Here is a 25,756-nt window from a genome sequence, read left to right on the forward strand (position 1 = left end):
GGGCATGAGCCGGAGTTTTCCTGAACTGCGTGCGCTGATCTCCTGGGCCGACGATTCGGCGCTGCGCATCCTGCTGGCGGCGGGTATCTGCGTGCTGCTGGCCCTGCTGGTGTACCGCGTGAGCGCGACCGTGGTGCTGCGCCTGACGCGCTCCATGCCGGTGGCCAACCGGGCGGCGCAGCAATGCAAGACGCCCGCCCTGCTGCTGCTGCCGCTGATTGCGCTGCAGGCCGTCTGGCAGATTGCGCCCGAGAGCTTTCCGCTGATCAACGGCGTGCGCCATGTCAACGTCCTGCTGCTGCTGACCGGCCTGACCTGGCTGGGCCTGCGCGCGGCGCGCGGCGTGGCGCAGGGCGTGATCGGCCTGCACCCGGTCGATGTCGAGGACAACCTGAACGCGCGCCGCATCCATACCCAGACGCGCATGCTGTCGCGCACCGCGATGTTCGTCATCTTGCTGGCCGGGCTGGCCCTGATGCTGATGACCTTTCCGGGCGCGCGCCAGATCGGCGCCAGCCTGCTGGCGTCGGCCGGCGTGGTCGGGCTGGTGGCCGGCATTGCCGCGCGGCCGATTTTCAGCAACCTGATCGCCGGGCTGCAGATCGCGCTGGCGCAGCCGTTTCGCATCGACGACGTGCTGATCATCCAGAACGAGTGGGGCCGGGTCGAGGAAATCACCGGTACCTACGTGGTGCTGAAAATCTGGGATGAGCGCCGGATGATCATTCCGCTGCAGTGGTTCATTGAAAACCCGTTCCAGAACTGGACCCGCAAGAACGCGCAGATCATCGGCACGGTGTTCCTGTGGGTGGACTACCGCATGCCGCTGGCGCCGCTGCGCGAAGCCGCCCAGCGCGCCTGCGAGCTTGCCCCCGAGTGGGACAAGCGGCTGTGCCTGCTGCAGGTGGTCGAGGCGGGCGAGCGCAGCATGCAGCTGCGCGTGCTGGTGACTTCGAACAATTCGAGCCTGAACTGGGATTTGCGCTGCAAGGTGCGCGAGGCGCTGGTCGATTGCATGCAGCGCGACTGGCCGCAGCATTTGCCGCTGATGCGGGCTGAACTGACCGGGCCGATGGCTGTGGCTTGGCCGGAAGTGCCGCCGCTGCCTTGAGCGAGTGAGGGTTGATTTTTGGGTTGGCTTTTCGTGGTTGGGCTGGCCGGGGGTTGCCCGGCGGCAAGTAACTTGTCTTTTGCTTCGCCAAAAGAAAGTCACCAAAGAAAAGGCGACCCGCAGTCCGAGTCCCTGCGCTTCGCTTCGGGCAACCTGTGCTGGCCAAGCAAAGCGGGGGTCTCGTGCAAACTCGCTGCGCTCAGACAAGCACGAGCCCTGATCCCGCTTTGCTCGCCCAGCACAGGCTCGGCCAGGATGGGTTTGGGGGCGGATTCGGATTCGGAAGCGGGGAGCAGAGCGCGCTTGCGCGCTCTGCGTATTCGGTTGCTGGCTGTTGGGCTGCTGGTATTGGGTTTTTTCCCCGAGCCCCCCTTCTGTCAGCGCTGAGGGGCGGAAGGCCAGACGGATCAGGGCTCGTGCTTGTTTGAGCCGCAGGCGAGTTTGCACGAGACCCCGGCTGGACTGAGCACCGCAGGGTGCCCCGTAGCGCAGCGAAGGGGTCGCGGACAGCAGGGTCGCCTTTCTTTGCTTACTTTCTTTGGCGAAGCAAAGAAAGTGAGTCGCCCGCCGGGGCGAAAACCCGGCCAGCCCAACCCAGAAAAGTCAACCCAGCCACAAATCAAGCAACAGATTTCGCCAAAGCCTCAAGCCAAGCCCCAGCCCGCAGCATGCACTGAATAGCCACCAGTTTTCAAGCAAAAAAGTGCTTTTGCGCAATACGCATAAGCGCAAGCAGCTATTAAATTAATAGTGGCTTCAGGTGCCAGCACCACCAAGCAGCGTTACATGCCGTCCGCGCGCCAGTCGTGCGCGCCGCGCCCCTGCAGCACCGCCTGGGTGTGCCGGGCAATCATCAATTCCTCGTTCGTCGGAATGACCCACACCGCCACCCGGCTGCCCGGCGTGCTGATGCAGCGTGGGCCGGATGCCTGCGCCTGGTTGGCGTCCTCGTCCAGCGCAACGCCCAGCCACGCCGCATCCCGGCATATCCGCTGACGCAGGCTGGCGCTGTTCTCGCCAATGCCGGCGGTAAAAACAAGCGCATCGAGCCCGCCCAGCGACGCGGCCAGGCTGCCGAGCTGCTGGCCCACGCGGTACACATACAGCTCAATCGCCTGCCGTGCCTCGGGTGCATCGCTGGCCTCCACGGTGCGCATGTCGCCCGAAATGCCCGACACGCCCAGCAGGCCCGACTGCTCGTAGAGCAGCTTTTCAACCGCCTGAACGCTCATGCCCAGCCCGCTCATCAGGTACAGCACCACGCCCGGGTCCAGGCTGCCGCAGCGCGTGCCCATCATCAGGCCGTCGAGCGCGGTGAATCCCATGGTCGAGGCGATGCTGCGCCGGTCCTGCATGGCGCACAGGCTCGCGCCGTTGCCCAGATGCGCGACGACGACGTGGCCATTCGCCGCCGCGCCCAGATGGCCGGGCAGCACGCTGGCGATGTATTCATACGACAGGCCGTGAAAGCCGTAGCGCTTCACGCCGGCCCCGGTGATGTGGCGCGGCAGCGCGCAAGCCTGCGCCACCCACGGCTGGGTGGCGTGGAACTCGGTGTCGAAGCAGGCGACCTGCGGCAAATCGGGCAGCAGGCTGGCAATCGCCCGGATGGCCGACAGGTTGTGCGGCTGGTGCAGCGGCGCCAGCGGCGTGAAGCCATCGAGCTGCGCCAAGATCTCCGGCGTGACCAGGGCCGGCCGCGCAAACCGCTCGCCGCCATGCACCACCCGGTGGCCCACGGCCAGCAGCGTTCGGCCCGCCGCGTGCCGGCCCAGCCAGTCGAACAGCGCTTCAAACGCTTCTTCCGGCCCCAGCACCGGGTCGGCCGACACGCTGATGCGCCGGTCTTCGAGCAGCGCGCCGTCCTGCCCCCACACCAGCAGGCGCGGCTTGCCGCCTATGCCTTCGATCCGGCCGTTGGCGATGCGCGCCAGGGTCGAATCCGGCTCGATCACGTCGTAGGCGGCAAACTTGACGCTGGACGAGCCCGAGTTGATGACCAGCAGCGCCTGCTTCATGCCGGTTCTGCCAGCGCCCTGAGCCGGTGGGCGATAAGCAACAGGGCGATGGCGCACGAGGCAATGCGCGAATGCGCCGAGTCGGCCCGGCTGGTCAGCACGATGGGGACTTTCGCGCCCATCACCAGCCCGGCGGCCTGCGCGCCGCCCAGGTATTCGAGCTGCTTGGCCAGCATGTTTCCCGACTCCAGGTCGGGCACCACCAGGATGTCGGCGTCGCCGGCGACCTCTGAATTGATGCCCTTGGTCTTGGCGGCGGCCAGCGACACGGCGTTGTCAAAGGCCAGCGGGCCATCGACCAGGCCGCCGGTGATCTGGCCCCGGTCGGCCATTTTTGAGAGGGCGGCGGCGTCCATCGACGAGCGCAGCTTGGGCGTGACGGTTTCCACCGCCGACAAAATGGCGACCTTGGGCTGCTTGATGCCCAGCGCATGCGCCAGGTCGATGGCGTTTTGCACGATATCGACCTTGGCGTCAAAGTCGGGCGCGACGTTGATGGCGGCGTCGGTGATCAGCAGCGGCTTGGGATAGCGCGGCACGTCGAGCACGAACACATGGCTGACGCGGCGCTCGGTGCGCAGGCCGGTCTGGCTGTTGACCACCGCGCACAGCAGCTCGTCGCTGTGCAGGCTGCCCTTCATCAGCGCCTCGACTTCGCCGGCCCGGGCCAGCTCGACCGCCTTGGCGGCCGCCGCATGGCTGTGCGGCACATCGACAATCGAAAAGCCGCTGAGGTCAAATCCGCATTCGCCGGCCAGGCTGCGGATGCGCGGCTCAGGCCCGATCAGGATGGCCTGGATCAGGCCCAGCCGGTCGGCGTCCAGCGCGCCTTCGAGCGCCTCGCGGCTGCACGGATGGACCACGCCCATCCTGATGCGGGGCAGGCTCTTGGCGGCATTGAGCAGCTGGTCGTAGCGCAGGTTTCTGTCGGCCATCAGCGGCTCGGGCAGGTCGGTGCGCAGGATGCGCAGGCTGTCGGCCGGCGCAATCACATGGGCCTGGCCGTCAATCACCACATCGCCGTCCTGATCGACGCAGCGCGTGTCCAGCCACACCTGGCGGTTGGCGGCCTTCAGCGCGGTGACTGTGACCGTCACGGTCAAGGTGTCGCCGATGTGCACCGGCTTGAGGAACTTGAGCGTCTGGCCCAGGTAAATCGTCCCCGGGCCGGGAAACTGCGTGCCCAGCACGGTCGAGATCAAGGAGCCGCCCAGCATGCCGTGGGCGATGATTTCGTGGAAGTGGCTGGTTTTGGCATACAGCGCATCGACATGCGCCGGGTTCACATCGCCCGAGACGGCGGCAAACAGCTGGATGTCGCGCTCCGTGACCTGGCGCACCAGGCTGGCGCCGTCGCCGACGCGAATCCCGGCGAAGGGATGGTTTTCAAGAAAATCGGCCGACGGGCCGGGCTGGGTGCTGAGCGAATCCATGGCTAGCCTTTGTTGTTGTGAGGGTGCGGGCCGCTTAGCCCATGACGTGGTAGCCGGCATCGACATACGTGACGTTGCCGGTCAGCGCGCGGGCCGCGTCGCTGCACAGCATGGCGGTGACGGCGCCGACGTCGGCGATGGTCACCAGCTGGTGCTGGGGCGCGCGGCTGGCGGCATCGTCCAGCAGTTGCTCGAAATCCCCGATGCCCGATGCGGCCCGCGTCTTGATCGGGCCGGGCGACACGGCATGCACGCGGATGCCGGCGGGGCCGAGTTCGGCGGCCAGGTAGCGCACCGTGGCTTCAAGCGCGGCCTTGACCGGCCCCATGATGCCGTAGTGGTCGATGACCTTTTGCGCGCCGTAGTAGCTCATCGTGACCAGCGTGCCGCCCTCCGTCATCAGCGGCTCGGCCAGTTTCGCCATGCGGATGAACGAATGGCACGACACATCCATGGCGCGGGCAAAGCCTTGGGCGCTGCTGTCAACAATGCGGCCGTGCAGGTCGGCCGCCGGCGCAAAGGCGATGGCGTGCAGCACGAAGTCAAGCTTGCCCCAGCGCTGCTCGATCTGCGCAAACACCGCTTCGAGCTGGCCGGGCTGCTCCACATCGAGCGGCACGGTGATGTCGGCGCCGAGCTGCGCGGCCAGCGGGCGCACATGCGGCTCGGCCTTGGCGTTGAAGTAGGTGATGGCCAGCGTGGCGCCCAGTTCCTGCATGGCCTGCGCGCAGCCGTAGGCGATGCTCTGGTCGTTGGCGATGCCCACGATCAGGCCTTTTTTGCCGGCCAGGATGGGCAGGGCGTGCGGGGTGGTTTCCGGGGTGTTTTGCGGGGTGATGGCAGTGTTCATGGCCCCGATGTTACGCACCCGGTGTGACGCAGTGATGAGTTTGCTGTTTGAGCCCCGCTGGCCTGCTCAGGGCGCCAGCACATAGCGGCCGGGCGCATCTTCCCGCACCGGGTAGCCGCCCGCCGCGTTGCCCATCGCGGGCGCGGCCACCCGCTCGCCGGAATGCCGGTGCAGCCAGTGCTCCAGCGCCGGCCACCAGGAGCCTTCATGCTCGGGCATGCTGGCGTGCCAGGTGTCCGGGTCGATATAGCGCGCACCGGCCTTGCGGGTGGCGATCTGGTAGCTTCGCTTTACCCCCTCGCCAGGCGGGTTGACCACGCCCACGTTGTGGCCGCCGCTGCTCAGGCAAAACGTCACCTCGGCCGGAACCAGCAGGTGAATCTTGTACACCGCATGCCAGGGCGAGACGGTGTCGCGCTGGGTGCCCAGCGCAAAAATCGGTATCCAGATGTCGGACAGGGCGATGGGTTTGCCATCGACCAGGTAATGGCCATCGGCCAGGTCATTCTTGAGGTAGAGGTGGCGCAGGTATTCGCTGTGCTGGCGGTAGGGCATGCGGGTGGCGTCCAGGTTCCAGGCGATCAGGTCGTTGACCGGGTGCTTGCCCCCCATCAGGTAGTCATGCACCATGCGCGACCACACCAGGTCGCGCGAATTGAGCAGGGCAAACGCGCCGGCCATCTGCTTGCCGTCCAGGTAGCCCTTGTTGGCCATCGCGTCGTTCAGGAAGGACAGCTGGCTTTCGTCAATGAACAGGCCCAGCTCGCCGGGGTCTTCAAAGTCGAGTTCGGAGGCCAGCAGGGTCAGGCTGTTCAGGCGCTCGTCATGGTGGCGCGCCATGGTGGCGGCGGCAATGCCCAGCAGCGTGCCGCCCAGGCAGTAGCCCATGGCCTGGATTTTCTGGCCCGGCACGATGCTGCTGACCGCGTCGATGGCGGCCATCGCGCCGGCCTTCAGGTAGTCGTCCATGCCCAGGTGGCGGTCCTTGGCGCTGGGGTTTTTCCAGGACAGGATGAACACGGTGTGGCCCTTTTCGACCAGGTATTTCACCAGCGAGTTGTTCGGCGACAGGTCCAGGATGTAGTACTTCATGATCCACGACGGCACGATCAGCAGCGGCTCGGCAAACACGCTGCCGGTCTGCGGGCTGTACTGGATCAGCTCGATCAGGTGGTTGCGAAACACCACCTTGCCGGGCGTCACGGCCACCTCCTTGCCGGGCCGGAAATTCTCGGTGCCCGGCAGGGGCCGGCCGGCGGCCAGCCGAAGCGATTCCTTGAGGAAGTTTTGCGCGCCTTGCACCATGTTCACGCCGCCGCTTTTGAGCGTGGCGGCCTGCACTTCGGGGTTCGTCAGGAGAAAGTTCGACGGCGACACGATGTCCAGCAACTGGCGCGTGGCAAAGGTCACCACATGCTCGTGGTGGGCCGTCACGCCGGGCACGCCGCTGGCGGCGTTGTGCCACCACTGCTGGTGCAGCAGGAAGGACTGGTAAATCAGGTTGAACGGCCATTTCTGCCATTCGGGCGCGCTAAACCGCCGATCCTGCGGCAGCGGCTCGATGCACGGCTTGCAATGGTCAAACGGACCCCGCAAGGCATGCCAGGCGATGCGCACTTCTTTTTCAACGGCCTTGACCAGCAGCTCCTGCTGTTTGCCGGGCGACAGCGCCAGATGGGTCAGCCAGTCCAGGTAGGCGCCGGCCAGGGACGCGGGCGACACGCCGTGGGTGAAGCGCGCCAGCTGGCTGTGCAGCGGCTTGTCCAGATCCCGGGGAATGAGGGTCTGCGCGGTCGTTTGAACGTCGTTCATGAAAGCTCCTCGCGGTTAAAAAGCGGCATCAGCCATGGTAGGGGTATCGCCTGTCGGGCTTCCCGCGCCATGACGCGTTTTTCAGGTAAGTGAGGTAACAGTGCGGCCACTGCAAGAGGCAAGAGGTTGCCACGGGGTTCATGGCCCCGTCAGGCCCGCGCGCCGCCGGCCAGCCGTACCAGCTCCAGCCAGACGGCGCACAGCGCCAGCAGCCCGGCGCCGGCCGCAAGACCGGCCAGGCCGGGCAGCGCCAGGCCCATGAGCTGGCGCAGCCAGGGCAGGTACAAGACCGCTGCCAGCAGCCCGAACATGGCGACGGCCATGCGCCACAGCAGCGGGTTGGCACGCGTCATGCCCAGCAGGGCTGAACGCCGCAGATCCCGGTTAGCCAGGATCAGCAGCATCACGCTGAGCATCAGCGTGCAGAACACCACGCTTCGGCCCTGCGCGGCGCTCCAGCCTTGCGCGGCCAGCCACGCATAGCCGGCCAGCAGCAGGCCGGCAACGCCCAGGCCCTGCAGCACCGCGTGGCCCAGCCGCGCCACGCCAAAAGGCGAGTCCGACACCGGGCGCGGCGCGCGCTCCATCAGGCCGGGGCTTTCCGGGTCGGCTTCAAAAACAATCGAGCAGGCCGGGTCGATCAGCAACTGCAGCAGCACCATGTGCACCGGCATCAGCAGCACCGGCCACTGCAGCAGCGTCGGCACCAGCGCCAGTGCGATGACCGGCACATGCACCGCAAAGGTGAAGCGCGTGGCCTTGCGCAGGTTGTCGTCGATGCGCCGGCCCTGCCGGATGGCGGCGACGATGCGCGCAAAGCTGTCGTCCAGCAGCACCAGCGCGGCCGCTTCTCTGGCCACGTCGGTGCCGCGCTCGCCCATGGCGATGCCGATGTCGGCGGCCTTCAGCGCGGGCGCATCGTTGACGCCGTCGCCGGTCATGGCCACCACCTCGCCGCCGGCCCGCAGCACCTGCACCAGGCGCAGCTTGTGCGCCGGCTGCAGGCGTGCGCACAGGTCCGCGTGCCGCAGCCGCTCGCGCAATGCCGCATCGTCCAGCGCTGCGATTTGGTCGCCGGTGATGACCTCGGGCCGCTCCGACAGGCCGACCTGGCGGGCGATGGCGCGGGCCGTGGCCGGGTGGTCGCCGGTCAGCATGATGACGCGCACGCCTGCGCGCCGGCATTCGGCCAGCGCCGCCGGAACCTCCGGGCGCGGCGGGTCGGCCAGCCCGAGCAGGCCGAGGAATTCAAAGTCGAAGTCATGCTGGCTGCGCGGCCAGGCGGGTGCGGCATCGGGCGCTGCGGGCGCGCCGGTCCAGCGGCCGCGCGCCACGCCGAGCACGCGCAGGCCGCGCCCGGCCATGGCCTCGACCTGCGCGCGGATGGCTTCGCGCCGGGCGGTGGGCAGGTGGCACAGGTCGGCCACGGCTTCGGGCGCGCCCTTGGTGGCCAGCAGATGCTGCGTCGGCGCGCTGCTGGCGAACACCCGCGTCATCGCCAGGATCTCGCCCGACAGCGCGTATTCAAACTCCGGTTCGCGCCCGTCATGCACATGCTCGGTGCCGGCCAGCCAGTCGTGGCCGAAGCGCTGGATGGCCTTTTCCATCGGGTCGAACGGGTCGCCCGGCGTGGCCAGCATGGCGAATTCGGTCAGCAGGTGGAATTCTTCCGGCAGTTCGCTGGCCTTGTCGGGCGTGAAGCGGGCGCTGCCAGTCTCCAGTTCGGCGACTTCCATGCGGTTGACGGTCAGCGTGCCGGTCTTGTCCACCGCCAGCACGGTGATGGCGCCCAGCGCCTCGACCGCCGACATGCGCCGGGTCAGCACTTTTTGTTTCGAGATGCGCCAGGCGCCCAGCGCCAGGAACACTGTCAGGATGACCGGGATTTCCTCCGGCAGGATGGCCATGGCCAGCGCAATGCCGGACAGAATGCTTTCCAGCAGCGGCCGGCCGTTCCACCACCAGCCGAGCAGCACCTGCGCGCCGGCCAGCAGCAGGGCCGCTGCGCCCAGCCGGCGCACCAGCTGGCGCGAGGCGCGCTGCAGGGCCGATGGCGGCTCGGTGGTCCTGGCCAGATCGGCGCCGATGCGGCCCACGGCGGTGGCGCCAGCCGTGGCCTGCACCTCGGCCAGGCCCACGCCCCGGGTGACCACGGTGCTGGCGAACAAGTCGGCACCAATGACCTTTGCCACCGGCACCGATTCGCCGGTCAGCAGCGATTCATCCACCTCCAGCTGGCCCTCGAAAAGCCGGGCATCGGCGGCGATGCGGTCGCCCTCGTGCAGCACCAGAACATCGCCGCGCACCACGCCGGCGCCCGGAATGCGCTGCTCCTGTCCATCGCGCATGACCAGCGCGCGCGGCGCCGACAGCTCGCGCAGCGACTCCAGCGCCCGCTGCGTCTTGCGCTCCTGCACCAGCGTGATGCCGATGACGACGAACACGAAGCCCAGCAAAAACAGCGCCTCGGCCGGGTCGCCCAGCGCCAGGTAAATGCCGCCGGCGGCCAGCAGCATCAAAAACATAGGCTCCATCACCACCTTGCGCACGATGGCGGCGCTGGACTTGGGCGCGCTGCCCGGCAGCAGGTTGGCGCCGTCAGCGGCCAGCCGCCGTGCGGCCTCGGCGGCGCTCAGGCCGCACGGTTGCGGCGCGCCGCCGAATACCCGTTCCCGGATCTGCGTCCACTGCGCTTCGCCGGGCAGGGCCGGGGCTTCGATGGCATGGGCGGCGTGCGGGTCTGGACGGCCTGCCGCGTCAAACGCCAGCCAGCTGCAGGTTTCGTTGACGACGGCCTGCGCCTGGCTGCCCGCCAGTCGCACATACCAGTCCACCAGGATGAAGCGGCACCCGGAAAACTCGGGCGCCGTGGCCTGCCCGCGCACGAGCGCGACGTAGCGGTCATGCGCCAGGGGCTGCACGCGGCCCTCGTCGCCCACCAGGAACAGGCGGGTTTCATGCGGCGCCGCTGCCGGCTCGTTTCGACTCGATTCGTGACTGGAAGTCATGCTGATGCCGTCCTTCATGCACCGGCATCAGGATGCTGCCGGGCAGGGATGACTCTAGCACCGGGCAGTGCGGCCGCTTAGGCTGCGGTCAGCAATAACTTCCCTGCGTCATACCCGCGAAGGCGGGTATCCAGACTCGTTTGAGCGTTTCAGCCCGTGTCGCTGGATTCCCGCCTTCGCGGGAATGACGGACGGGAAGTTGTTATTTGCCAGATACTTAACCGCGCAACGCCAGGTTCAGCTGATCGACCAGCTCTGCCCAGTCGGCATCTTCGAGCTTTTCTTCTTTCAGGAACACCGCCTGGGACTCGGTCCAGAACGGAGCGTCCGCCAGGTCAATGTCGCTTCTCAGCGGGGCGTGCGATGCGATGAACTGCCTGATGGCCTGTTCGTCGGCGGGCAGGCCAAGTTGCGCAAAGAGTTCGCTGAATGGGTGAATTGGCTGGTCCATGAGCATTCCTGACGTGGTTGGTTTTAAAGGGCGGTAACACAGGATTGAACACCGAATTGAACACCAGCAGGCGCAATCACCTTGCTGCCGAAAGGTGATTCGCGCAGCGCTCAGGCCGGCACGCGCCGGATTTCGAAGCATGCCTTGGCCGGTGGGTCATTTCACTTCCTTGCCCAGCGCCACCCGGAACTCTTCCAGCCTGGCTTCGTAGGCCTCGGCCTCGCCGTATTCCAGGAAGCGGTGGTAGCGCGCGTGCGTGCCCAGAATCTTGTGCGCGTGCTTGATGGGGCAAAAATACTGCTCGGTGCGCGCCAGGATTTCCGTCATGTAGGCCATCAGTCCGTTGCCGTATTCGCAGTAGGTGCAGTGGAATTTCTCGATGGCATTGAGGTAGCCCAGGTGCCGCCGGTCAAACACCAGGTAGTCGCCGCGCCGCACCCGGGCAATGCCGTAGATCGGAAAGCAGACCCACTGGTAAAAGCTCACGCAGGCGTCGAGCATCAGCAGCGGAACGATCATGCCGTAGATCAGCGGCCCGGTGATCAGGTTCTGCGGCCGGTCTTTCACCAGCCAGCGCAGCACGCCGGTCTTGAGCTTGCGGTGCGCGTCCCTGGCCGACTTTTCAAACTCGACACGCTTGCCCTTGATCTGGAAGAAGACCCGGCTTTCCTGCTGGTGAACCGCCGTGCGCAGTTCAGCTTCAAGCGCGGCCATCTGCGACAGCAACTGGTTGATTTTGTCGTTCATGCGTCGCAGCATACGCCAGGATTTTCGTGTTCCGAACTGCAGCCCGGCAGGCTTGGCACCATGCGGGTTTTTCAGCCGCCAGCGTGCAGGCAGGTCATGAAGGCGTGGCTGTCGATCAGGGGAAAGCGCTCCGCGCCCGGCAGCTGGTAATGCCACCATTCGCGCGGGTGGTGCACGAAGCCGGCTTCCAGCATGACGGTCAGCAGCCACATGCGGTTGACCTGGATGTGCGCCGGATGGCCGGCATGGAAGTGGTGCGAGGCCGGGCTCATGGTGTCCACCGGCGTTCCCATGTCGAGCGCCACACCATCGGCGCCGACCAGCGTCAGGTCAACGGCCACGCCGCGCGTGTGGTTCGAGCCGATTTTCGGGTCGGCGATGTAGTCCGGGTTGGGCGCCACGGCCCATAAGGCCTCCTGCGCCTCCTGCGGCCGGAAGGCGTCGAGAATCTTCAGCCGCAGGCCAAAACCGCGCGCCGCCACGATGGCCTGGCGCAAACCGGCTTCGGCCTGCGGGTGCAAGAAACACAGCGGATGGTCGTAGATGGCCTGGCCGGTGAAGTTGTTGTCGCCGGCATAGATCAGGTCAACCAGGACATCATGGTTTTGCTCGGTGATGTGGATCAGTCGGGGCTGCTTAGGCATGGATTGAAGCGCCGGCCCGCCTCAGCCCGCCAGGCCCACATACACATTTTGCACATCGTCATTTTCATCAATCGCCGCCAGGAAGGCCTCGACTTCGTGCAAATCCCCGGGGCTCAGGCTGGCCGGGTCAATCGGGTTCTTGGGCTTGTAGCCGAGCTTGGCCGACAGCACGGTGAAGCCCTGGGCGGGCAGCGCGCGGCTGACCAGGTCGAGGTCGGTGGGGTCGGTCAGGAACAGCGTCGTGCCGTCTTCGTGGCCCGGCTCGAAGTCCTGCGCGCCGGCTTCGATGGCGGCCAGTTCGGGGTCGGCGCCGGTGGCCAGCGGCTCGGCCTCGATCATGCCGACATGGTCGAAGTCCCAGGCCACCGAACCGGAACTGCCCAGATGTCCCTTGCGGAACAGCACGCGCATCTCGGAGGCGGCGCGGTTCACGTTGTCGGTCAGGCATTCGACCATGAGCGGCACCTGGTGCGGCGCAAAGCCTTCGTAAATGACATGTTCAAAATGAACCGCCTCGCCGCTCAAGCCGGCGCCTTTCTTGATGGCCCGGTCCAGGGTTTCTTTGGGCATGGAGACCTTGCGTGCCTGCTCCACCACCAGCCGCAGGCGCGAGTTCGAAGCCGGGTCGGCCCCGTTGCGCGCCGCGATCATGATGTCCTTGGACAATTTTCCAAACAGCCGGCCCCTGGCGTTTGCGGCCAGATCCTTGCCTTTTGCTTTCCATTGCGCGCCCATGCTTGAAATTCCTTGATGTTGTGGCGCTCTCATGCGCCTGGCTTTATTCGGGGGAGATCAGGGCATGCGTGCTGCCTGAAAAGACACGGCGCATGACCCAAGGGGATTAGGTTATACACCTATGGCCGGGGTGCATGGGGACAAACGGGGTACCCGCACGATGGGCCACGGCCGGTTGCGGGACGCGCGAAGCGGCTCAAGGCTGGTTTTTGACCAGATTTTGGCATCAAACAAGGCTTTTGCGCAATACGGGCGGGCATGAGCAGCTATCTTTTTCATAGAGGCTGGGGCGGCATTCGCCACGGACTTGCCCGCCGTTGATTTTTCTCAACCGCAGCGCTTCATTCCTTGCATTTAATGATTAGCAAGACCGACAGTGTCTGGCGGCAAGATCGAAGCGGCAAGCCATGCTGCCGGAGTTGCTGGCATGGGGACAGCCCCCTGTGCCGCTGATTTTTTGAGCGCCCGGAGCAGCGGCCGTGATGAATCATGGCCTGGATGTAACCCCTGCGCTTGCTTCATGAAGGGCGCCTGCTTCAGATGTCGTCGATAGTCCCCCTCCGGTGCCTTCTGTGCAAGCACCTCAATCCGGCCGATGCAGTGTTCTGCAACAAGTGTGGCACGCAGCTCGATCTGCAAGCCTGCGGCCGGTGCGGAGCGCTCAACGAGCGGGTCGCGCAGAACTGCTCCCAATGCGGCGCCAGGCTCACCATGCCTGCGCAACCGGAACCCGGCTCCCTGCTGGCGCCAGCGACACCCGGCAAAGATGCGATCCCTGCCGCACCGGACGATGCGGCCGGTGCAGGCCCGGAGGCGGCGCCTCCCAGGCGTGACTTGGCGCACTCGCCGACCGAGACGCAAGCCGTGGATGACACGTTTTTATCCGAAATGGATGCGGCATCGCTGATGTGGCGCAAGCTTGAGGAGCGCACGCCGGATCAAACGGGTTCAGCCGAAGCCGCTGCGGCCGCGACCCGGTCCAGGCGCCGGTGGCTCATGCTGGGCGCGGCCTTATTGCTCGCGCTGGTCATGAATTTCGTGTACGTCTATGTCCGCGACCAGCAGCCTGAGCAAGCTGAGCAGAAGGCGGCGCAGGGCGAAAGGCAGGCGGCCCCGGACGTGTCCGGCGCGCCAGCGCCCGCAGAAGTCGCGCCTTCACCCGCCGAGGCACGGGTTGACTCCGCCTTGACGCTTGAGACCGGCAACGATGGGCTTCAAAAGCCCTCATCGCCTGCGCAGGCCGACGTGCAAACCCGCCAGGCGCCAGCGCTTTTCACGGACTGTCCGCCAGCCGTCGCAACCCTTGGATTTTGCAATCCGGATACCAAACAGGAGGGGCATTGACATGAAAAAACTCGTATTGGGCACGCTGCTGATGGCCGGGATGCTCTGCCACGGCCCGGCGGCGGCCGCTGCGGTGGACTACAAGATCGTCACCGCTTCGGAGCGCGGAACCTATATCAAGATCGGGCGCGACCTGGCCCAGTTCGTGGCGCCCTCGGCGGACATCAAGCTTGACGCCCTGCCTTCGGCCGGATCGGCGGAGAACGTCCGGCTGCTGCGTTACGAGCCGGGCGTCAAACTGGCCCTGGTGCAGTCGGACGTTTACCAGTCCTTCCTCGACATCGCCGCCGGCGGCAACGCAGCCGCCCGCGACATGATCGCGCCGCTGCGCGTGATCATGCCGCTGTACAACGAGGAAATTTATTTCATCGCACGGGCCGACTCGGAGTTCAACTTCATCCACGAGATCAAGAATGCAAAGATCAACGCAGGCGAGTCGGGCAGCGGCACGGCGCTGACCTCGGCAACGCTCTACCGCCTGATGTTTGGCGAAGCCATGCCGGACGCCAGCGCGAGCTACCTGTCCAACGAGGAGGCGCTGGCCAGGCTGGTCACGGACAAGACGCTTGACGTGGTCGCGGTCGTTGCCGGGCAGCCCGCCAAACTGCTCGTTGACATGAAGCCCGAGTCGCGAAAACTGATCAAGCTGCTCAAGTTCGACCCCGGCCATTCCTCCAGCAAGGCGGTGCTCAAGACCTATTTTCAAGCCAGCGTGCGCGCCAGCAATTATCCCAACCTGCTCACGGAGGATATTGCCGGGCTGGCCGTCAAGGCCTTCCTCGTCACCTACGACTTCCAGCTGAAGGACACCGAAAGCCACCTGCGGGGCATGGCGCGTTCGCTGTGCCAGAACTTTTCGGTGCTGCAGGAAAAGGGACACCCGAAGTGGCGCGAGGTAGAGCTTGCGCTGCCGGACCTCGGCCGTGGATGGTTCTACTACGGCCCGACGACGCGCGAACTCCGCTCCTGCATCGCCGGAGAGCCCGCAAGAAAGAGGGTGGTCCGCCGGGTGAAGCCATCGCCGCCGCCGGCGAAGGAGTGCCCGCAGCAGGAACGCATCCTGGGTCTGTGCAAATAGGCCTGCGCAAGGGATTGCGGGCTCGGGAAGAAGCTGCCGCGCCTCAGCCGAGGTGACGCAGAATTCAGTGAATCGCGCCATGCCAGTGGCGCAGTTTATTGAACTGCGCCACAATCGCGCCACATTTCAGCCAAACCGCGCCAAAAATCCCCATGACCGCCCCCGCCGCCTTGCTCAAAAGCATTCAATCGTCCGTCACCGGCCTGACGCTCGCCGAGTTGCTGGCGCAGCACCCCGAGCTGGCGCGCCGCACCGTCCAGCGCTGGATCAGCCAATGGAGCCGCGAGGGGCAAATCACCGCCAGCGGCGAAGGGCGCGCCCGGCGGTATGCGGCGGCGCCTGCGCTGCCGGCCCCGGCCAGCGCCATTGCATCGACTGACCGTTTCCCGCCCCAAATCCCCCTGTCCGCAGACAGCCGGGACATCGTGGCCTATGTCGATCAGCCGCTGCTGGCGCGCAGGCCGGTCGGCTACCAGCGTGATTTTCTCGATGCCTACCAGCCCAACGTGAGCGGGTATCTGCCCGAGTCGCTGCGCCGCCAGTTGCACAACATGGGCAAGACCACGCTGGCGGATGAACCTGCGGGCACCTACAGCCGTGCCATTCTGAACCGGCTGCTGATTGACCTGTCGTGGGCCTCAAGCCATCTGGAGGGCAACACCTATTCGCGCCTGGACACGGTGGAATTGATCGAGCAGGGCCGGGCTGCGCGCGGCAAGGCGGCCATCGAAACGCAGATGATCCTGAACCACAAGACCGCCATTGAATTGCTGGTGGACAGCGCCGTTGGCGCCGGCAGCGCTGGCTTGAGTCGCTACCTGCTCATGAATCTGCACAGCGCGCTGGCGGAAAACCTGCTGCCCAATCCGTCCGACGAGGGCCGCATTCGCCAGCATGCAGTGGACATTGGCCAGAGCGTGTACCGGCCCCTGTCAACACCGCAGCAGATCGACGAAACGCTGGAGGTCTTGCTGCGCAAGCTGAACGCCATCGCCGACCCGTTCGAGCAGTCATTTTTTGCCATGGTGCATCTGCCCTATTTACAGCCGTTCGCCGATATAAACAAGCGCACGTCGCGCTTGGCGGCCAACTTGCCGCTGTTCCGGGCCAACCTGTGCCCGCTGACCTTTCTGGATGTGCCAGAGCAGGCCTATAGCTGCGCCACGCTGGGCGTGTACGAGCTGACGCGGGTGGAGTTGCTGCGCGACCTGTATGTCTGGGCTTACGAACGCTCAACACAGGAGTACCTGGCCATCAAGCAGGAACTGGCCGAGCCCGACCCGACCCGGCTGGCTTATCGGGAACTGATCAGGCAGACGATCCGCGAGGTGGTTCAACATCCCCATGCCGATGCGCTGGCCGCCATTGCGCAGGCCATGGGGCAAGTGCCGCAGGCGGACCGCGACGATGTGCAGGCGCTGGTCGTGCAGGAACTGCGCCGCCTGCATGAAGGGGTGCTGGCCCGTTATGGGCTGCGCCCGTCCGAGTTGAGCGCCTGGAACGCGGCGCAGCATTCGCTCTGAATTCAGGACTTGCCTGGCCCGTCATGATGTGGTCTATTGCATGGCGTGTTTCGACATCGCAACCAGCCAGCATTCGGCGCTTGATTGCCCCAGCCGGCCAACCTTCAAGGAAAAAAACCATGGCATCCGGAAAAATACTCGTCGCCCAGGGTGGCGGTCCGACGGCGGTGATCAACCAGTCGCTGGTCGGCGTGGCGCTGGAGGCGCGGCGCTTTGGCGAGGTCACGCGCATCTACGGCGCGCGCCACGGCGTGCGCGGCATCGTCAATGAGGACTTCGTCGATTTGACGCAGGAAACCAGCCACAACCTCGAACTGGTGGCCAACACGCCGTCCTCGGCGCTGGGTTCGACGCGCGACAAGCCCGACATGCGCTACTGCCAGGAAATCTTCAAGGTTCTGCAGGCGCACCAGATCGAGCACTTCTTCTACATCGGCGGCAACGACTCGTCGGACACGGTGCGCATCGTCAGCCTGGAGGCGCAAAAGGCCGGCTACCCGCTGCGCAGCATCCACATCCCGAAAACCATCGACAACGACCTGGTGGGCAACGACCACACGCCGGGCTTTCCGTCGGCCGCGCGCTTCGTGGCGCAGGCCTTTGCCGGGGCCAACCTGGACAACGCGGCGCTGCCCGGCGTGTACGTGGGCGTGGTGATGGGCCGCCATGCCGGATTTTTGACAGCGGCCTCCGCCCTGGGCAAGAAGTTCCCCGACGACGGCCCGCACCTGATCTACCTGCCCGAGCGCACCTTTGTGCTGGAGAATTTTCTCGCCGACGTGAAGGCGGCCTACGAGCGCTTCGGGCGCTGCGTGATCGCCGTGTCCGAGGGCATCCACGATGCATCGGGCGCGCCGATTGCCAGCCTGCTGGCCAAAGACCTGGAGCACGACGCCCACGGCAACGTGCAGCTCTCGGGAAACGGCGCGCTGGCCGACCTGCTGTGCGAGGAGATCAAGTCCAAGCTGGGCATCAAGCGGGTGCGCGGCGACACCTTCGGCTATTTGCAGCGCTCGTTCATCGGCTGCGTGTCCGACGTGGACCAGCGCGAAGCCCGCGAGGTCGGCGAAAAGGCGGTGCAGTTCGCGATGTGGGGCACGCAGGACGGCTCGGTCGCCATCAAGCGCACCGGCTTTTACTCGGTCGATTACGAGCTGCTGCCCCTTAGCGCCGTGGCCGGCAAGACGCGGGTGATGGAGGACGAATTCATCGCATCCAATGGCACCGACGTGACCGATGCGTTCAGGATGTATTTGCGCCCGCTGCTGGGCTCGGGCATGCCCGACGCGTTCAGGCTGCGGCATCATCCGGTGGCGAAGGTGCTGAATCCCGGCCGCTGAAGCCGCCCCGCACGGCGTGTCTGGTGGGCGCCCATTCCGCGTGTCACGGCCGCCTTTAACCGGGGTTTGCGCATTAAATAAGGCTCTTGCGCTATAGGGGTGGGCACAAGCAGCTATGTTTTTGATAGTTCGCTGAAGGCGTGAGCCGGCTGACTCATGCCGTATCGCCTCAATCGGGTCCATGCGCGCCGCCCGGCCAGCCCGCCCGAATCGCATCGCCTACGGCGGGCAGCCTCATCGCGCGCAACCCCGACATTCCATCGAATTGCCAATGCGTGAGCTTCAGCATCGAAGGCGGCAAGTTCCACTGGCTGATGAACGGCAAAAGTGTTTGTCCAAGGCCCCGCTGCGCAGTGGCCGGGGCGGCTGGTAGGCGCGGCGCTTGATTCATGAGGAAACCACCACTTGATTTGACTGCTGGAAAGTGTGAGCAGCTAATTTGAACAACGCATATTCAGCATTTTTAAATGGGTCCGCCAGCGACTCCTTTGCAGAGAAAGCAGGCATTCGCTGAAATGGCAGGTTTAGTTAAGGGTTGTCCGATGCCTGCCCGTGCGACATGACAGCGTCAAGCATGACGACGGCATGAGGGCAGGTGTTGGACAAGCCTCGAAGGAGGAAACCGCGCAATGCACCGCAAGGGCTTGGGAAAGCGACGAATCTATGGGGATTCGGGGTGCTGGGGGCGAGTCGGCGCCGACGATGCGCCTGGCGAACCGGCCAATGTCGTTGGCACAGCGCAGCGGATCGAAGTCGTCACCTTGACTTGGCCGGAGACAGGACGAGCTACAAGGGCCTTCGTTGAGCATGAAGACAAAAGCACCTCGCGACCCACGAAGACGAGGGATCGAGGTTGCCTCGAACGCTGATGCAGCTTTGTACTCATGGTGCCTGAGCCCGCTGGGGTGGTGCGCGGATCGGTTGCCCGCGAGCGAAGGTCAGCAGGACGATCATCGGAGCGCCGCAGTGCGTACAGAGGAAGGCCGGTTGAGCAGGACAAGGCCCGACATCGACGCTCGATGTTTGCGCGGCGGCATCGACTTCTTGCACCAGCAGTTCGCGAATGCGCCTCAGCTTGACCGTGCGGTTGCCGTTGGCCAGAAATCCGTAGTGGCGGATGCGATGCAAGCCAGCGGGCAGAACGTGCAGCAGGAAGCGACGCATGAACTCGTCGGTATCGAGCGTCATCGTCTTGTGGCGCGTGCGGCCCTCGGCCCGATAGTCCTTCCAGCGGAACGTGACGCCCCGCTCGTCCATGGCGAGAAGCCGGCTGTTGGAGATGGCCACCCGGTGTGTGTAGCGCGACAGATAGGCCAGCACCGCTTCGGGGCCGGCGAACGGGCGCTTGGCATAGACCACCCATTCGCACTGGCGCAGTGGACAGAGCCAGTCGGCGAACACGCGCGCGTCGGCCAGAGCAGCGAGCTCGCCGAAGAACCGCAACCGATGGGAGCGATGCGCCTGGGTGAGTGCTTCGAGGAAGCGCCGCCTGAACAGCCGCGACAGCACGCGCACGGACAGGAAGAACCCGGGCTTGCAGGCGACCCAACGTTCGCCGTCCGGCGACAAACCGCCGCCTGGCACGATCCCGTGCACATGCGGGTGATGCGTCAACGCCGACCCCCATGTGTGCAGCACCAGGGTCGCACCGATGCTGGCGCCCAGGTGCTTCGGATCCGCCGCGATGGTCAGCAACCGTAGGCGGCCTGAGTCTTGGGTTCGAGCTTGCGCATGCGCATGTCGTCGAGCATGCGCTGGCGCAGCGGCGAGATGGCTTGGGTCGAAGGGATCATGATCGTGCTCCTGTCGAAGAACGAGGCCGATTGCCTCGCTCGCCAACATAGACAGGGACGCGATGTTTAACAAGCACCGGGGCCTTGGCGGCGGACTACCGCGCGAGCGGTTTAGTCCTCCGGCCATATCCAGCCATTCGCCAACGGCAGCTTTGTAGAAGTTCAATTCCCTCGTATTTCCTGTTTGTTAGCCGTCCTTCATGGCGGGTTGTAGTGCTGTACGGCCAGCATTCGGTGGTCGGTCGAGCAGGTATTGAGCCGCGCTCAATCCTTGAGGTTCACCCCGAGGACATTCAGCTTTTTTGCATACGAATCTCTGCGTTTAGCTGCCCTTGCAGCGATTTCGACGGCCGCCTGAATGGCCTTGGGCCCTTTATTTTCAACAGCTTTGATCAATCCGAATTTGTGAGCAGCATCTACCTCCGCCCTCCTGAAAGTGGCGATGAGTTCGGCATGGGCAACGGATTGATTCACAAGGACTTCATTGTTTAAAGCGCTATTTTCTGCGTTTTTTCGCGCTGATAGCCCTTGAAGGCGAGGTGATGCAAAAGGGTTACAAGGGTCTGGTTTGAAAAACGTAGATAGACAAACTCTGCAGCTGCCATTAGTTTGAAGGAGACGGTGAGGGCACTCCTTTAACCAGACCTGCCTTCTCAACTGACTTTCAAAAGTCGTAGATCGCTACCGCAAGCCCTCGGTAAATCAGCAGTGCGATGGTCAACGCCACGCCTTGGCGTTCGTGCCCATGCAAGCGGCACAGTTCAATAAACTGCGCCACTATCGCGCCACTTCCCCATCAAACCGCACCAAACCATGCCATGCCTGCTGCTGGTCCGAACTGACAGCCTGGAAAGCAGCGCAGCATTCGCTCTAAATTCAGGCGCTGCCTGGCGCCCTTGCGCGTGTCAGGGCTGTTTTTTTAACCGGGGTTCATCGTCAAATCGGCCTCTTGCGCAATACTGGCGGGCGCAAGCAGCTATCTTTTTAATAGTCGCCTGACAGGCGTCATCCGGCTTGACTATGGGTGAGCCAAAGCGGTCAGTTCGTGCGTTGCGCTGAAAGCCAGGGAACAACGCTCGGACTGAAACGGTCACGGCATCTGGCGCACGGACAGAAGGCGTTGATCAGCTGTTGTCAGCTTCCCCGTCGTGTTCGTCTTCCAGGCTGTCATTGTCCATGGTGGCAATTTCGGCGTACTGCACGGCATTGAGCTGGTGGCGGTAAGCCAGGTAGGCGTGGCGGGCGGTCGCTTCGTTGTCGCCTTCGTCATCGGCAGCGGCTGCCGACAGGTGGTGTTTGGCGGCTGCGGCGAAATGGCGGGCCGCCATGCGGTGATGGTCGCCCATGCTTTCGTACTCTTCTTCAAAGTGCTCGTCAGTCATCTCCACGAAAGTGTCGGCATGAATTTCTGGCGTGTGTTCGTTGGTCAAGGGGAACTCCCGAAATGGATGTGAACGGCGACATGCCGCCACAGCAGCATTCCCGACCCGAATGACTTTTTGATGACAAAGTTCTTTCATGCCCCGCGTGCAAAATGCGCGGCATGACAAAACGTCCGCAAAGCCTGGGCGAGGAAATCGCCAACAGCGTGAGCCACGGTGTCGCGTTGCTGGCCGCTGTCGGTGCCGTACCGTTTTTGATGGCTTCGGCGCGCAACCGGAGCGCGGCGAGTTTTGCCGGCGTCATGGTTTTTGCCGCGACCATGGTGTTGCTCTACCTGACCTCGACGGTTTACCACGCGCTGCCCGACGGCCGCGCCAAGCGCATCTTCCTGAAGCTCGATTACGGCGCGATTTATCTGTTCATTGCCGGCAGCTACACGCCTTTCGCGCTGGGCGCGCTCGGGGGCGCATGGGGCTGGACGCTGTTTGGTCTGGTGTGGCTGCTGGCGGCCATGGGCATGGCGCTGAAGGTTTTTGACCGGCTGACGCACCCCTGGTTTTCAACGGGTTTGTACGTCTTCATGGGCTGGCTGGTCCTGGTTGCGGCGGTGCCACTCGTCAGGCAGGTTCCGTTGACTAGCCTGCTGTGGCTCGTGGCCGGCGGACTGGCCTACACTTCGGGCGTCGTGTTCTTCGTGCTGGACTCCCGAATCCGATACTCGCATGCGGTTTGGCATGGGTTCGTTGCGGCCGGCACGGGTTGCCACACTTTCGCGGTGCTGAGTTACGCGGCTTGACGCGTTCTCAAAGACCATTTTTGACGTTTATATGGAGAAAGCCATGCACAAACACCATCAAAACCTGGAAAGACTCTGCCAGAAACTCCAATTCCGATATGGCGAGGACGATGGATTGGTCATGCAGTTGAAGCATGAACTGGAGTCTCTTGAGTCCAGGCAATCAAAAGACGATCCCCAGGCAAACCGGGGCCGGCGCAAGCAGGACAAGGAAGTTTCTTCCGCCCCCGTGCACTGAGCGGACGGCAACATTCGCTCTGGATTTTTAACCAGGGTTTTGCATTGAATCAGGCGCTTGCGCAATAGGGGCGGGCGCAAGCAGCTATTTTTTTTGATGGCCGTTATCCGGCTCACTCGTGCCGCAGCGCCTCGATCGGGTCCATGCGCGCGGCGCGCCTAGCCGGAAAATAGCCGAACAGCACGCCGATGCCGGCCGAGAACACAAACGAGACGATGTTCACCGTCGGGTTGAACAGATAAGGCACCTGCATCAGCCGGGACAGCCCAATCGAAGCGCCGGTTGCCAGCACGATGCCGATCAGCCCGCCCAGCGCGGCCAGCGCCACTGCCTCGATCAGGAACTGCAGCAGCACTTCGCGCTCCAGCGCGCCAATCGCCAGCCGCAGTCCGATCTCGCGGGTGCGCTCTGTCACGCTGACCAGCATGATGTTCATGATGCCGATGCCGCCCACCAGCAAACTGACCGCCGCCACCGCGCCCAGCAGCATGGTCATTACTTTCGTCGTGCCCGAGAGCGTGTCGGCCAGCTGCTTGGTGTCCAGCACATTGAAGTTGTCCTCGTCGCTGTCGGCCAGCTTGCGGCGCTCGCGCAGCAGCTGCGTCAGGCTGGCCTTCACGCGCTCGGCGTTGCTGCCTTCCTTCATCGACACCAGCAGGGTGTTGACGCGGGTGTTGCCGCTGATGCGGCGCTGCAGCGTCTTGATCGGCAGCAGCACCGTGTCGTCCTGGTCGTTGCCGAAAGCGCCCTGGCCCTTGGACGCCAGCACGCCAATCACTTCGCACGAAATCTGCTTGACGCGCAGCGGCTCGCCGATGGCCGGGCGCGTGCCAAAGAGTTCGCGGCGCACGGTTTCGCCGATCAGGCAGACCGCCGCACCGGCGCGCAACTCGTCGCCCGAGAACTCCCGGCCGTCGGCCAGCTTCCAGTTGCCGGTTTGCAGCCAGGCGTTGGTGCTGCCGATGACGCTGCTGGTCCAGTTTCGGCCGTTGGCCACCAGCGTGCTGCTGGCGCGGGCCTCGGGCGCGACGGCAATCACGCCGCCGATTTGCGTGGCGATGGCGTCGGCGTCCAACTCGCTGAAGGAGGGCGCGACGGCGCCGCCGCTGCCCGGCCCCATGCGCTGGCCGGGGCGCACCTGCAGCAAGTTGGTGCCCAGCCCGGAAATCTGGTTTTGCACCGCCAGCGTCGCGCCGTTGCCCAGCGTCACCATGGTGATGACGGCGCTCACGCCGATGACGATGCCCAGGATGGTCAGAAAGGAGCGCAGCAAATTGCGCCGGATCGAGCGCAGCGCCAGCAGCAGGGTATTGAGCAGCATCAGCGGGCCTTTGCCACGGGCGCGGCCACGCTAGGTGCGTCAAGGCCGATGGGATGCGCGTTGCGCACATCGCTTTCCACCAGGCCATCGACAAAGCGCACGATGCGCCGCGCATAGGCGGCCATGTCGGGCTCGTGCGTGACCATCAGCACGGTGATGCCCTGGTCGGCGTTCAGGCGCCACAGCAGTTCCATGATCTCGCGGCTGCGCTGGGTGTCGAGGTTGCCGGTCGGCTCGTCGGCCAGCAGCACCGCCGGCTGGGTGACGATGGCGCGGGCAATCGCCACGCGCTGCTGCTGCCCGCCCGACAGCTCGGACGGCGTGTGGTGCTCCCAGCCCTTCAGGCCCACCTGGTCGAGCGCGCGGGCGGCGGCGGCGTGGCGGGCGCTGGCGGCCTCGCCCCGGTAGAGCAGCGGCAGCTCGACGTTTTCCTGCGCCGAGGTGCGCGCCAGCAGGTTGAAGCCCTGGAACACAAAGCCGAAAAAGCGCCGCCGCAGCAAGGCGCGCTGGTCGCGCGTGAGCGACTCGACATGCACGCCCTGGAACAAATATTCGCCCGAGGTCGGCGTGTCCAGGCAGCCCAGCGTGTTCATGGCGGTGGATTTGCCCGATCCGCTCGGCCCCATGATGGCGACAAAATCGCCGGCCTCGATGTCCAGATCGACCCCTTTGAGCGCCTGCAGCGCGGTCGCGCCTTCGCCATACATCTTGGTGATGCCGCGCAGGCGGATCAGCGGCAGGGCCGGCTCGCTCATGGCGCGGCTCCGGCGCTTTGCTGGTCGGTGATAACCGCCATGCCTTCCTGCAGTCCCTCGGCGCTGACTTCGGTCATGCGGCCATCGCTGATGCCGGTTTTCACGGAAACGGCCACGGCCTGGCCGTCCTTGAGCACCCAGACCTGTTTGCTGCCGGCGGCGGCGCTGGTGTCGGCCGGTTTGCGCGCGCCTGTGCGCGGCATGCGCGGCATGAGCTTGGAGACAAAGCTGCCGCCGGACGCCGCTGCCGCCGGGTTGCCGTCCTGCGCGGGCATGAAGCGCAGCGCGGTGTTGGGCACCAGCAGCACATTGGCGCGCTCGGTGGCGACGATGGTGGCCGCCGCCGTCATGCCGGGGCGCAGGCTCAGGTCGGTGTTGTTCACATCCAGCCAGGTCACATAAGTCACCACGTTGTCGGTCTTGGTCGAGCCGAAGGCGACGCGGGTGAGGCTGGCCGGGTAGCGGCGCGACGGGTAGGCGCTGACGGTGAAGCTGGCCTTCTGGCCGACCTTGACCGCGCCCACGTCGGCTTCATCGACATTGACTTCCAGGCGCAGCTGCGTCAGGTCTTCGGCCACGGTGAACAGCGTCACCGCCTGCAGCGAAGCAGCCACCGCGTTGCCCGGATCGACCGTGCGCGTCAGCACCACGCCGTCAATCGGCGAGCGGATCGAGGCCTTGGACAGGTTGGTTTCGTCGGTCGAGGCGGCGGCTCGCGCTTCGGCCACATTGGCGCGGGCGCTGGCCTCGACCGCCACGGCGCGGTCCAGGGTGGCGCGGGCGGTGTCGAGTTCGGCGGCCGACGGCACCTTGCCGCCGGACAGGCGCGCCACTTCCTCGAAGCGCTGCAGGCTGGCCCGCGACTCCTTGACGGTGGCCGTGCTTTGCGCCTGCTGGGCCTGCATCGCCGCCAGCGAGGCGCGCGAGCGCAGCACCTGGTCGGACAGCTTGGCCGTGTCCAGCTCGACCAGCACCTGGCCTTTCTTGATGCGGTCGTTCACATCGACCAGCACGCGCTTGACGGTGCCCGAGAGTTCGCTGCCGATGTTGACCGAGCGCGTCGGCTGCAGCGTGCCGTTGGCCAGCACGTTCAGCGTGAGGTTGCCCTTGTGGACGGTTTCGGTCACATAGCGCGGCGCGGCGCTGGCTTGTTGCCCTGCCTGCCAGTAAGCCAGGCCGGCCAGCAGCGCGATCAGGACGACAGCCGCGATCCAAGTGGCGGGCCGCTGCCACCAGGGGCGGGCCTGGTCCTCGTTCAGCAGGGCCTGAAGGTCTGCGGCGGAGGGCGTCGGGGCGGCTGGGGGTTTGAGGGGCGTGGGTGTGGTCATGGGCAGGGGTTTCGGAATGGGTGCGGGTTCTGGTCGTGTCGGTCGGTC

Annotated in this window: 22 protein-coding genes and 2 pseudogenes; 9 read left to right on the forward strand and 15 right to left on the reverse strand. The window is 65.1% G+C overall.

What is annotated here, in order from left to right; translation table 11 throughout:
- The first annotated feature begins 4 nt into the window (after positions 1-4).
- Positions 5-1,111 (forward strand): mechanosensitive ion channel family protein, encoded by a 1,107-nt coding sequence (locus ABLV49_RS03300; RefSeq protein WP_349280179.1) that lies wholly within the window; start codon positions 5-7, stop codon positions 1,109-1,111.
- 782 nt (positions 1,112-1,893) lie between these two features.
- On the opposite strand, the gene ABLV49_RS03305 is transcribed toward ABLV49_RS03300, so the two are convergent.
- The 9 genes from ABLV49_RS03305 to ABLV49_RS03345 form a co-directional block, all read right to left on the reverse strand.
- On the reverse strand, positions 1,894-3,129 hold the full coding sequence (locus ABLV49_RS03305; RefSeq protein ID WP_349280180.1) for an acetate/propionate family kinase: 1,236 nt from the start codon (positions 3,127-3,129) through the stop codon (positions 1,894-1,896).
- Positions 3,126-4,562, reverse strand: coding sequence for a bifunctional enoyl-CoA hydratase/phosphate acetyltransferase (locus ABLV49_RS03310; protein ID WP_349280181.1), 1,437 nt, complete (start codon positions 4,560-4,562; stop codon positions 3,126-3,128). The genes ABLV49_RS03305 and ABLV49_RS03310 overlap by 4 nt, the downstream gene beginning before the upstream one ends.
- 34 nt (positions 4,563-4,596) lie before the next feature.
- Positions 4,597-5,412: an enoyl-ACP reductase FabI gene (fabI, locus tag ABLV49_RS03315; RefSeq protein ID WP_349280182.1), complete on the reverse strand. Its 816-nt coding sequence runs from the start codon at positions 5,410-5,412 to the stop codon at positions 4,597-4,599.
- 66 nt (positions 5,413-5,478) lie between these two features.
- Entirely contained in the window at positions 5,479-7,224 is a 1,746-nt protein-coding gene (locus ABLV49_RS03320; protein WP_349280183.1) for a PHA/PHB synthase family protein, read from the reverse strand.
- A gap of 149 nt (positions 7,225-7,373) precedes the next feature.
- Positions 7,374-10,232 (reverse strand): cation-translocating P-type ATPase, encoded by a 2,859-nt coding sequence (locus tag ABLV49_RS03325; RefSeq protein ID WP_349280184.1) that lies wholly within the window; start codon positions 10,230-10,232, stop codon positions 7,374-7,376.
- Between the two features lie 217 nt (positions 10,233-10,449).
- A complete protein-coding gene (locus ABLV49_RS03330) occupies positions 10,450-10,683 on the reverse strand; it encodes a DUF2789 domain-containing protein (RefSeq protein ID WP_349280185.1) in 234 nt (77 codons plus the stop codon).
- Between the two features lie 156 nt (positions 10,684-10,839).
- Positions 10,840-11,430, reverse strand: a complete 591-nt coding sequence (locus ABLV49_RS03335; protein WP_349280186.1) for a hypothetical protein — start codon at positions 11,428-11,430, stop codon at positions 10,840-10,842.
- Between the two features lie 71 nt (positions 11,431-11,501).
- Complete coding sequence (gene ddpX, locus ABLV49_RS03340) at positions 11,502-12,074, reverse strand: D-alanyl-D-alanine dipeptidase (protein ID WP_349280187.1); 573 nt, start codon at positions 12,072-12,074, stop codon at positions 11,502-11,504.
- Between the two features lie 21 nt (positions 12,075-12,095).
- Positions 12,096-12,809, reverse strand: a complete 714-nt coding sequence (locus tag ABLV49_RS03345) for a YebC/PmpR family DNA-binding transcriptional regulator (RefSeq protein ID WP_349280188.1) — start codon at positions 12,807-12,809, stop codon at positions 12,096-12,098.
- A gap of 540 nt (positions 12,810-13,349) precedes the next feature.
- Between ABLV49_RS03345 and ABLV49_RS25995 the strand changes: the two are divergent.
- From ABLV49_RS25995 to ABLV49_RS26000, 6 genes and pseudogenes are all read left to right on the forward strand, one after another.
- Positions 13,350-13,448: pseudogene (locus ABLV49_RS25995) on the forward strand (hypothetical protein); the annotation flags it as partial.
- A gap of 72 nt (positions 13,449-13,520) precedes the next feature.
- A complete protein-coding gene (locus ABLV49_RS03350; protein ID WP_349280189.1) occupies positions 13,521-14,153 on the forward strand; it encodes a hypothetical protein in 633 nt (210 codons plus the stop codon).
- 1 nt (position 14,154) lies between these two features.
- Positions 14,155-15,231, forward strand: coding sequence for a TAXI family TRAP transporter solute-binding subunit (locus tag ABLV49_RS03355; protein WP_349280190.1), 1,077 nt, complete (start codon positions 14,155-14,157; stop codon positions 15,229-15,231).
- Between the two features lie 152 nt (positions 15,232-15,383).
- Positions 15,384-16,754: a Fic family protein gene (locus ABLV49_RS03360; protein WP_349280191.1), complete on the forward strand. Its 1,371-nt coding sequence runs from the start codon at positions 15,384-15,386 to the stop codon at positions 16,752-16,754.
- Positions 16,755-16,873: 119 nt separating this feature from the next.
- Entirely contained in the window at positions 16,874-18,094 is a 1,221-nt protein-coding gene (locus tag ABLV49_RS03365) for a 6-phosphofructokinase (protein WP_349280192.1), read from the forward strand.
- A 140-nt stretch (positions 18,095-18,234) separates the two neighbouring features.
- Entirely contained in the window at positions 18,235-18,480 is a 246-nt protein-coding gene (locus tag ABLV49_RS26000) for a hypothetical protein (RefSeq protein ID WP_415838227.1), read from the forward strand.
- Positions 18,481-18,976: 496 nt separating this feature from the next.
- Here ABLV49_RS26000 and ABLV49_RS03370 read toward each other — a convergent pair.
- The 3 genes and pseudogenes from ABLV49_RS03370 to ABLV49_RS03385 form a co-directional block, all read right to left on the reverse strand.
- Positions 18,977-19,789: pseudogene (locus tag ABLV49_RS03370) on the reverse strand (IS91 family transposase); the annotation flags it as partial.
- A 362-nt stretch (positions 19,790-20,151) separates the two neighbouring features.
- The gene (locus tag ABLV49_RS03380) at positions 20,152-20,361 is read right to left on the reverse strand and encodes a hypothetical protein (protein ID WP_083758064.1); all 210 of its coding nucleotides are present in this window, start codon (positions 20,359-20,361) and stop codon (positions 20,152-20,154) included.
- Positions 20,362-21,011: 650 nt separating this feature from the next.
- Positions 21,012-21,317, reverse strand: a complete 306-nt coding sequence (locus tag ABLV49_RS03385) for a hypothetical protein (RefSeq protein WP_349280193.1) — start codon at positions 21,315-21,317, stop codon at positions 21,012-21,014.
- Positions 21,318-21,421: 104 nt separating this feature from the next.
- On the opposite strand from ABLV49_RS03385, the gene trhA reads away from it, so the two are divergent.
- Positions 21,422-22,066 carry a PAQR family membrane homeostasis protein TrhA gene (gene trhA, locus ABLV49_RS03390; RefSeq protein ID WP_349280194.1) on the forward strand — a complete coding sequence of 215 codons (645 nt, stop codon included), beginning with the start codon at positions 21,422-21,424 and terminating at the stop codon, positions 22,064-22,066.
- A 43-nt stretch (positions 22,067-22,109) separates the two neighbouring features.
- Complete coding sequence (locus ABLV49_RS03395) at positions 22,110-22,304, forward strand: hypothetical protein (protein WP_349280195.1); 195 nt, start codon at positions 22,110-22,112, stop codon at positions 22,302-22,304.
- 112 nt (positions 22,305-22,416) lie between these two features.
- On the opposite strand, the gene ABLV49_RS03400 is transcribed toward ABLV49_RS03395, so the two are convergent.
- From ABLV49_RS03400 to ABLV49_RS03410, 3 genes are read right to left on the reverse strand one after another with little or no spacing between them, the layout of a single operon-like run.
- Positions 22,417-23,625: an ABC transporter permease gene (locus tag ABLV49_RS03400; protein WP_349280196.1), complete on the reverse strand. Its 1,209-nt coding sequence runs from the start codon at positions 23,623-23,625 to the stop codon at positions 22,417-22,419.
- The gene (locus ABLV49_RS03405; RefSeq protein ID WP_349280197.1) at positions 23,625-24,380 is read right to left on the reverse strand and encodes an ABC transporter ATP-binding protein; all 756 of its coding nucleotides are present in this window, start codon (positions 24,378-24,380) and stop codon (positions 23,625-23,627) included. The genes ABLV49_RS03400 and ABLV49_RS03405 overlap by 1 nt, the downstream gene beginning before the upstream one ends.
- A complete protein-coding gene (locus tag ABLV49_RS03410; RefSeq protein ID WP_349280198.1) occupies positions 24,377-25,708 on the reverse strand; it encodes an efflux RND transporter periplasmic adaptor subunit in 1,332 nt (443 codons plus the stop codon). Before ABLV49_RS03410 ends, ABLV49_RS03405 begins: the two co-directional genes overlap by 4 nt.
- Positions 25,709-25,756: the final 48 nt, after the last annotated feature.

The sequence above is a fragment of the Polaromonas hydrogenivorans genome, assembly GCF_040105105.1.
Lineage (GTDB): Bacteria > Pseudomonadota > Gammaproteobacteria > Burkholderiales > Burkholderiaceae_C > Polaromonas > Polaromonas hydrogenivorans.

Bases quoted from the DNA above. Each gene is read 5' to 3' on its own strand.
- ABLV49_RS03300 (WP_349280179.1), top strand. From the start codon at position 5: ATGAGCCGGAGTTTTCCTGAACTGCGTGCGCTGATCTCCTGGGCCGAC.
- ABLV49_RS03305 (WP_349280180.1), bottom strand. From the start codon at position 3,129: ATGAAGCAGGCGCTGCTGGTCATCAACTCGGGCTCGTCCAGCGTCAAG.
- ABLV49_RS03310 (WP_349280181.1), bottom strand. From the start codon at position 4,562: ATGGATTCGCTCAGCACCCAGCCCGGCCCGTCGGCCGATTTTCTTGAA.
- fabI (WP_349280182.1), bottom strand. From the start codon at position 5,412: ATGAACACTGCCATCACCCCGCAAAACACCCCGGAAACCACCCCGCAC.
- ABLV49_RS03320 (WP_349280183.1), bottom strand. From the start codon at position 7,224: ATGAACGACGTTCAAACGACCGCGCAGACCCTCATTCCCCGGGATCTG.
- ABLV49_RS03325 (WP_349280184.1), bottom strand. From the start codon at position 10,232: ATGACTTCCAGTCACGAATCGAGTCGAAACGAGCCGGCAGCGGCGCCG.
- ABLV49_RS03330 (WP_349280185.1), bottom strand. From the start codon at position 10,683: ATGGACCAGCCAATTCACCCATTCAGCGAACTCTTTGCGCAACTTGGC.
- ABLV49_RS03335 (WP_349280186.1), bottom strand. From the start codon at position 11,430: ATGAACGACAAAATCAACCAGTTGCTGTCGCAGATGGCCGCGCTTGAA.
- ddpX (WP_349280187.1), bottom strand. From the start codon at position 12,074: ATGCCTAAGCAGCCCCGACTGATCCACATCACCGAGCAAAACCATGAT.
- ABLV49_RS03345 (WP_349280188.1), bottom strand. From the start codon at position 12,809: ATGGGCGCGCAATGGAAAGCAAAAGGCAAGGATCTGGCCGCAAACGCC.
- ABLV49_RS03350 (WP_349280189.1), top strand. From the start codon at position 13,521: ATGCCTGCGCAACCGGAACCCGGCTCCCTGCTGGCGCCAGCGACACCC.
- ABLV49_RS03355 (WP_349280190.1), top strand. From the start codon at position 14,155: ATGAAAAAACTCGTATTGGGCACGCTGCTGATGGCCGGGATGCTCTGC.
- ABLV49_RS03360 (WP_349280191.1), top strand. From the start codon at position 15,384: ATGACCGCCCCCGCCGCCTTGCTCAAAAGCATTCAATCGTCCGTCACC.
- ABLV49_RS03365 (WP_349280192.1), top strand. From the start codon at position 16,874: ATGGCATCCGGAAAAATACTCGTCGCCCAGGGTGGCGGTCCGACGGCG.
- trhA (WP_349280194.1), top strand. From the start codon at position 21,422: ATGCGCGGCATGACAAAACGTCCGCAAAGCCTGGGCGAGGAAATCGCC.
- ABLV49_RS03395 (WP_349280195.1), top strand. From the start codon at position 22,110: ATGCACAAACACCATCAAAACCTGGAAAGACTCTGCCAGAAACTCCAA.
- ABLV49_RS03400 (WP_349280196.1), bottom strand. From the start codon at position 23,625: ATGCTGCTCAATACCCTGCTGCTGGCGCTGCGCTCGATCCGGCGCAAT.
- ABLV49_RS03405 (WP_349280197.1), bottom strand. From the start codon at position 24,380: ATGAGCGAGCCGGCCCTGCCGCTGATCCGCCTGCGCGGCATCACCAAG.
- ABLV49_RS03410 (WP_349280198.1), bottom strand. From the start codon at position 25,708: ATGACCACACCCACGCCCCTCAAACCCCCAGCCGCCCCGACGCCCTCC.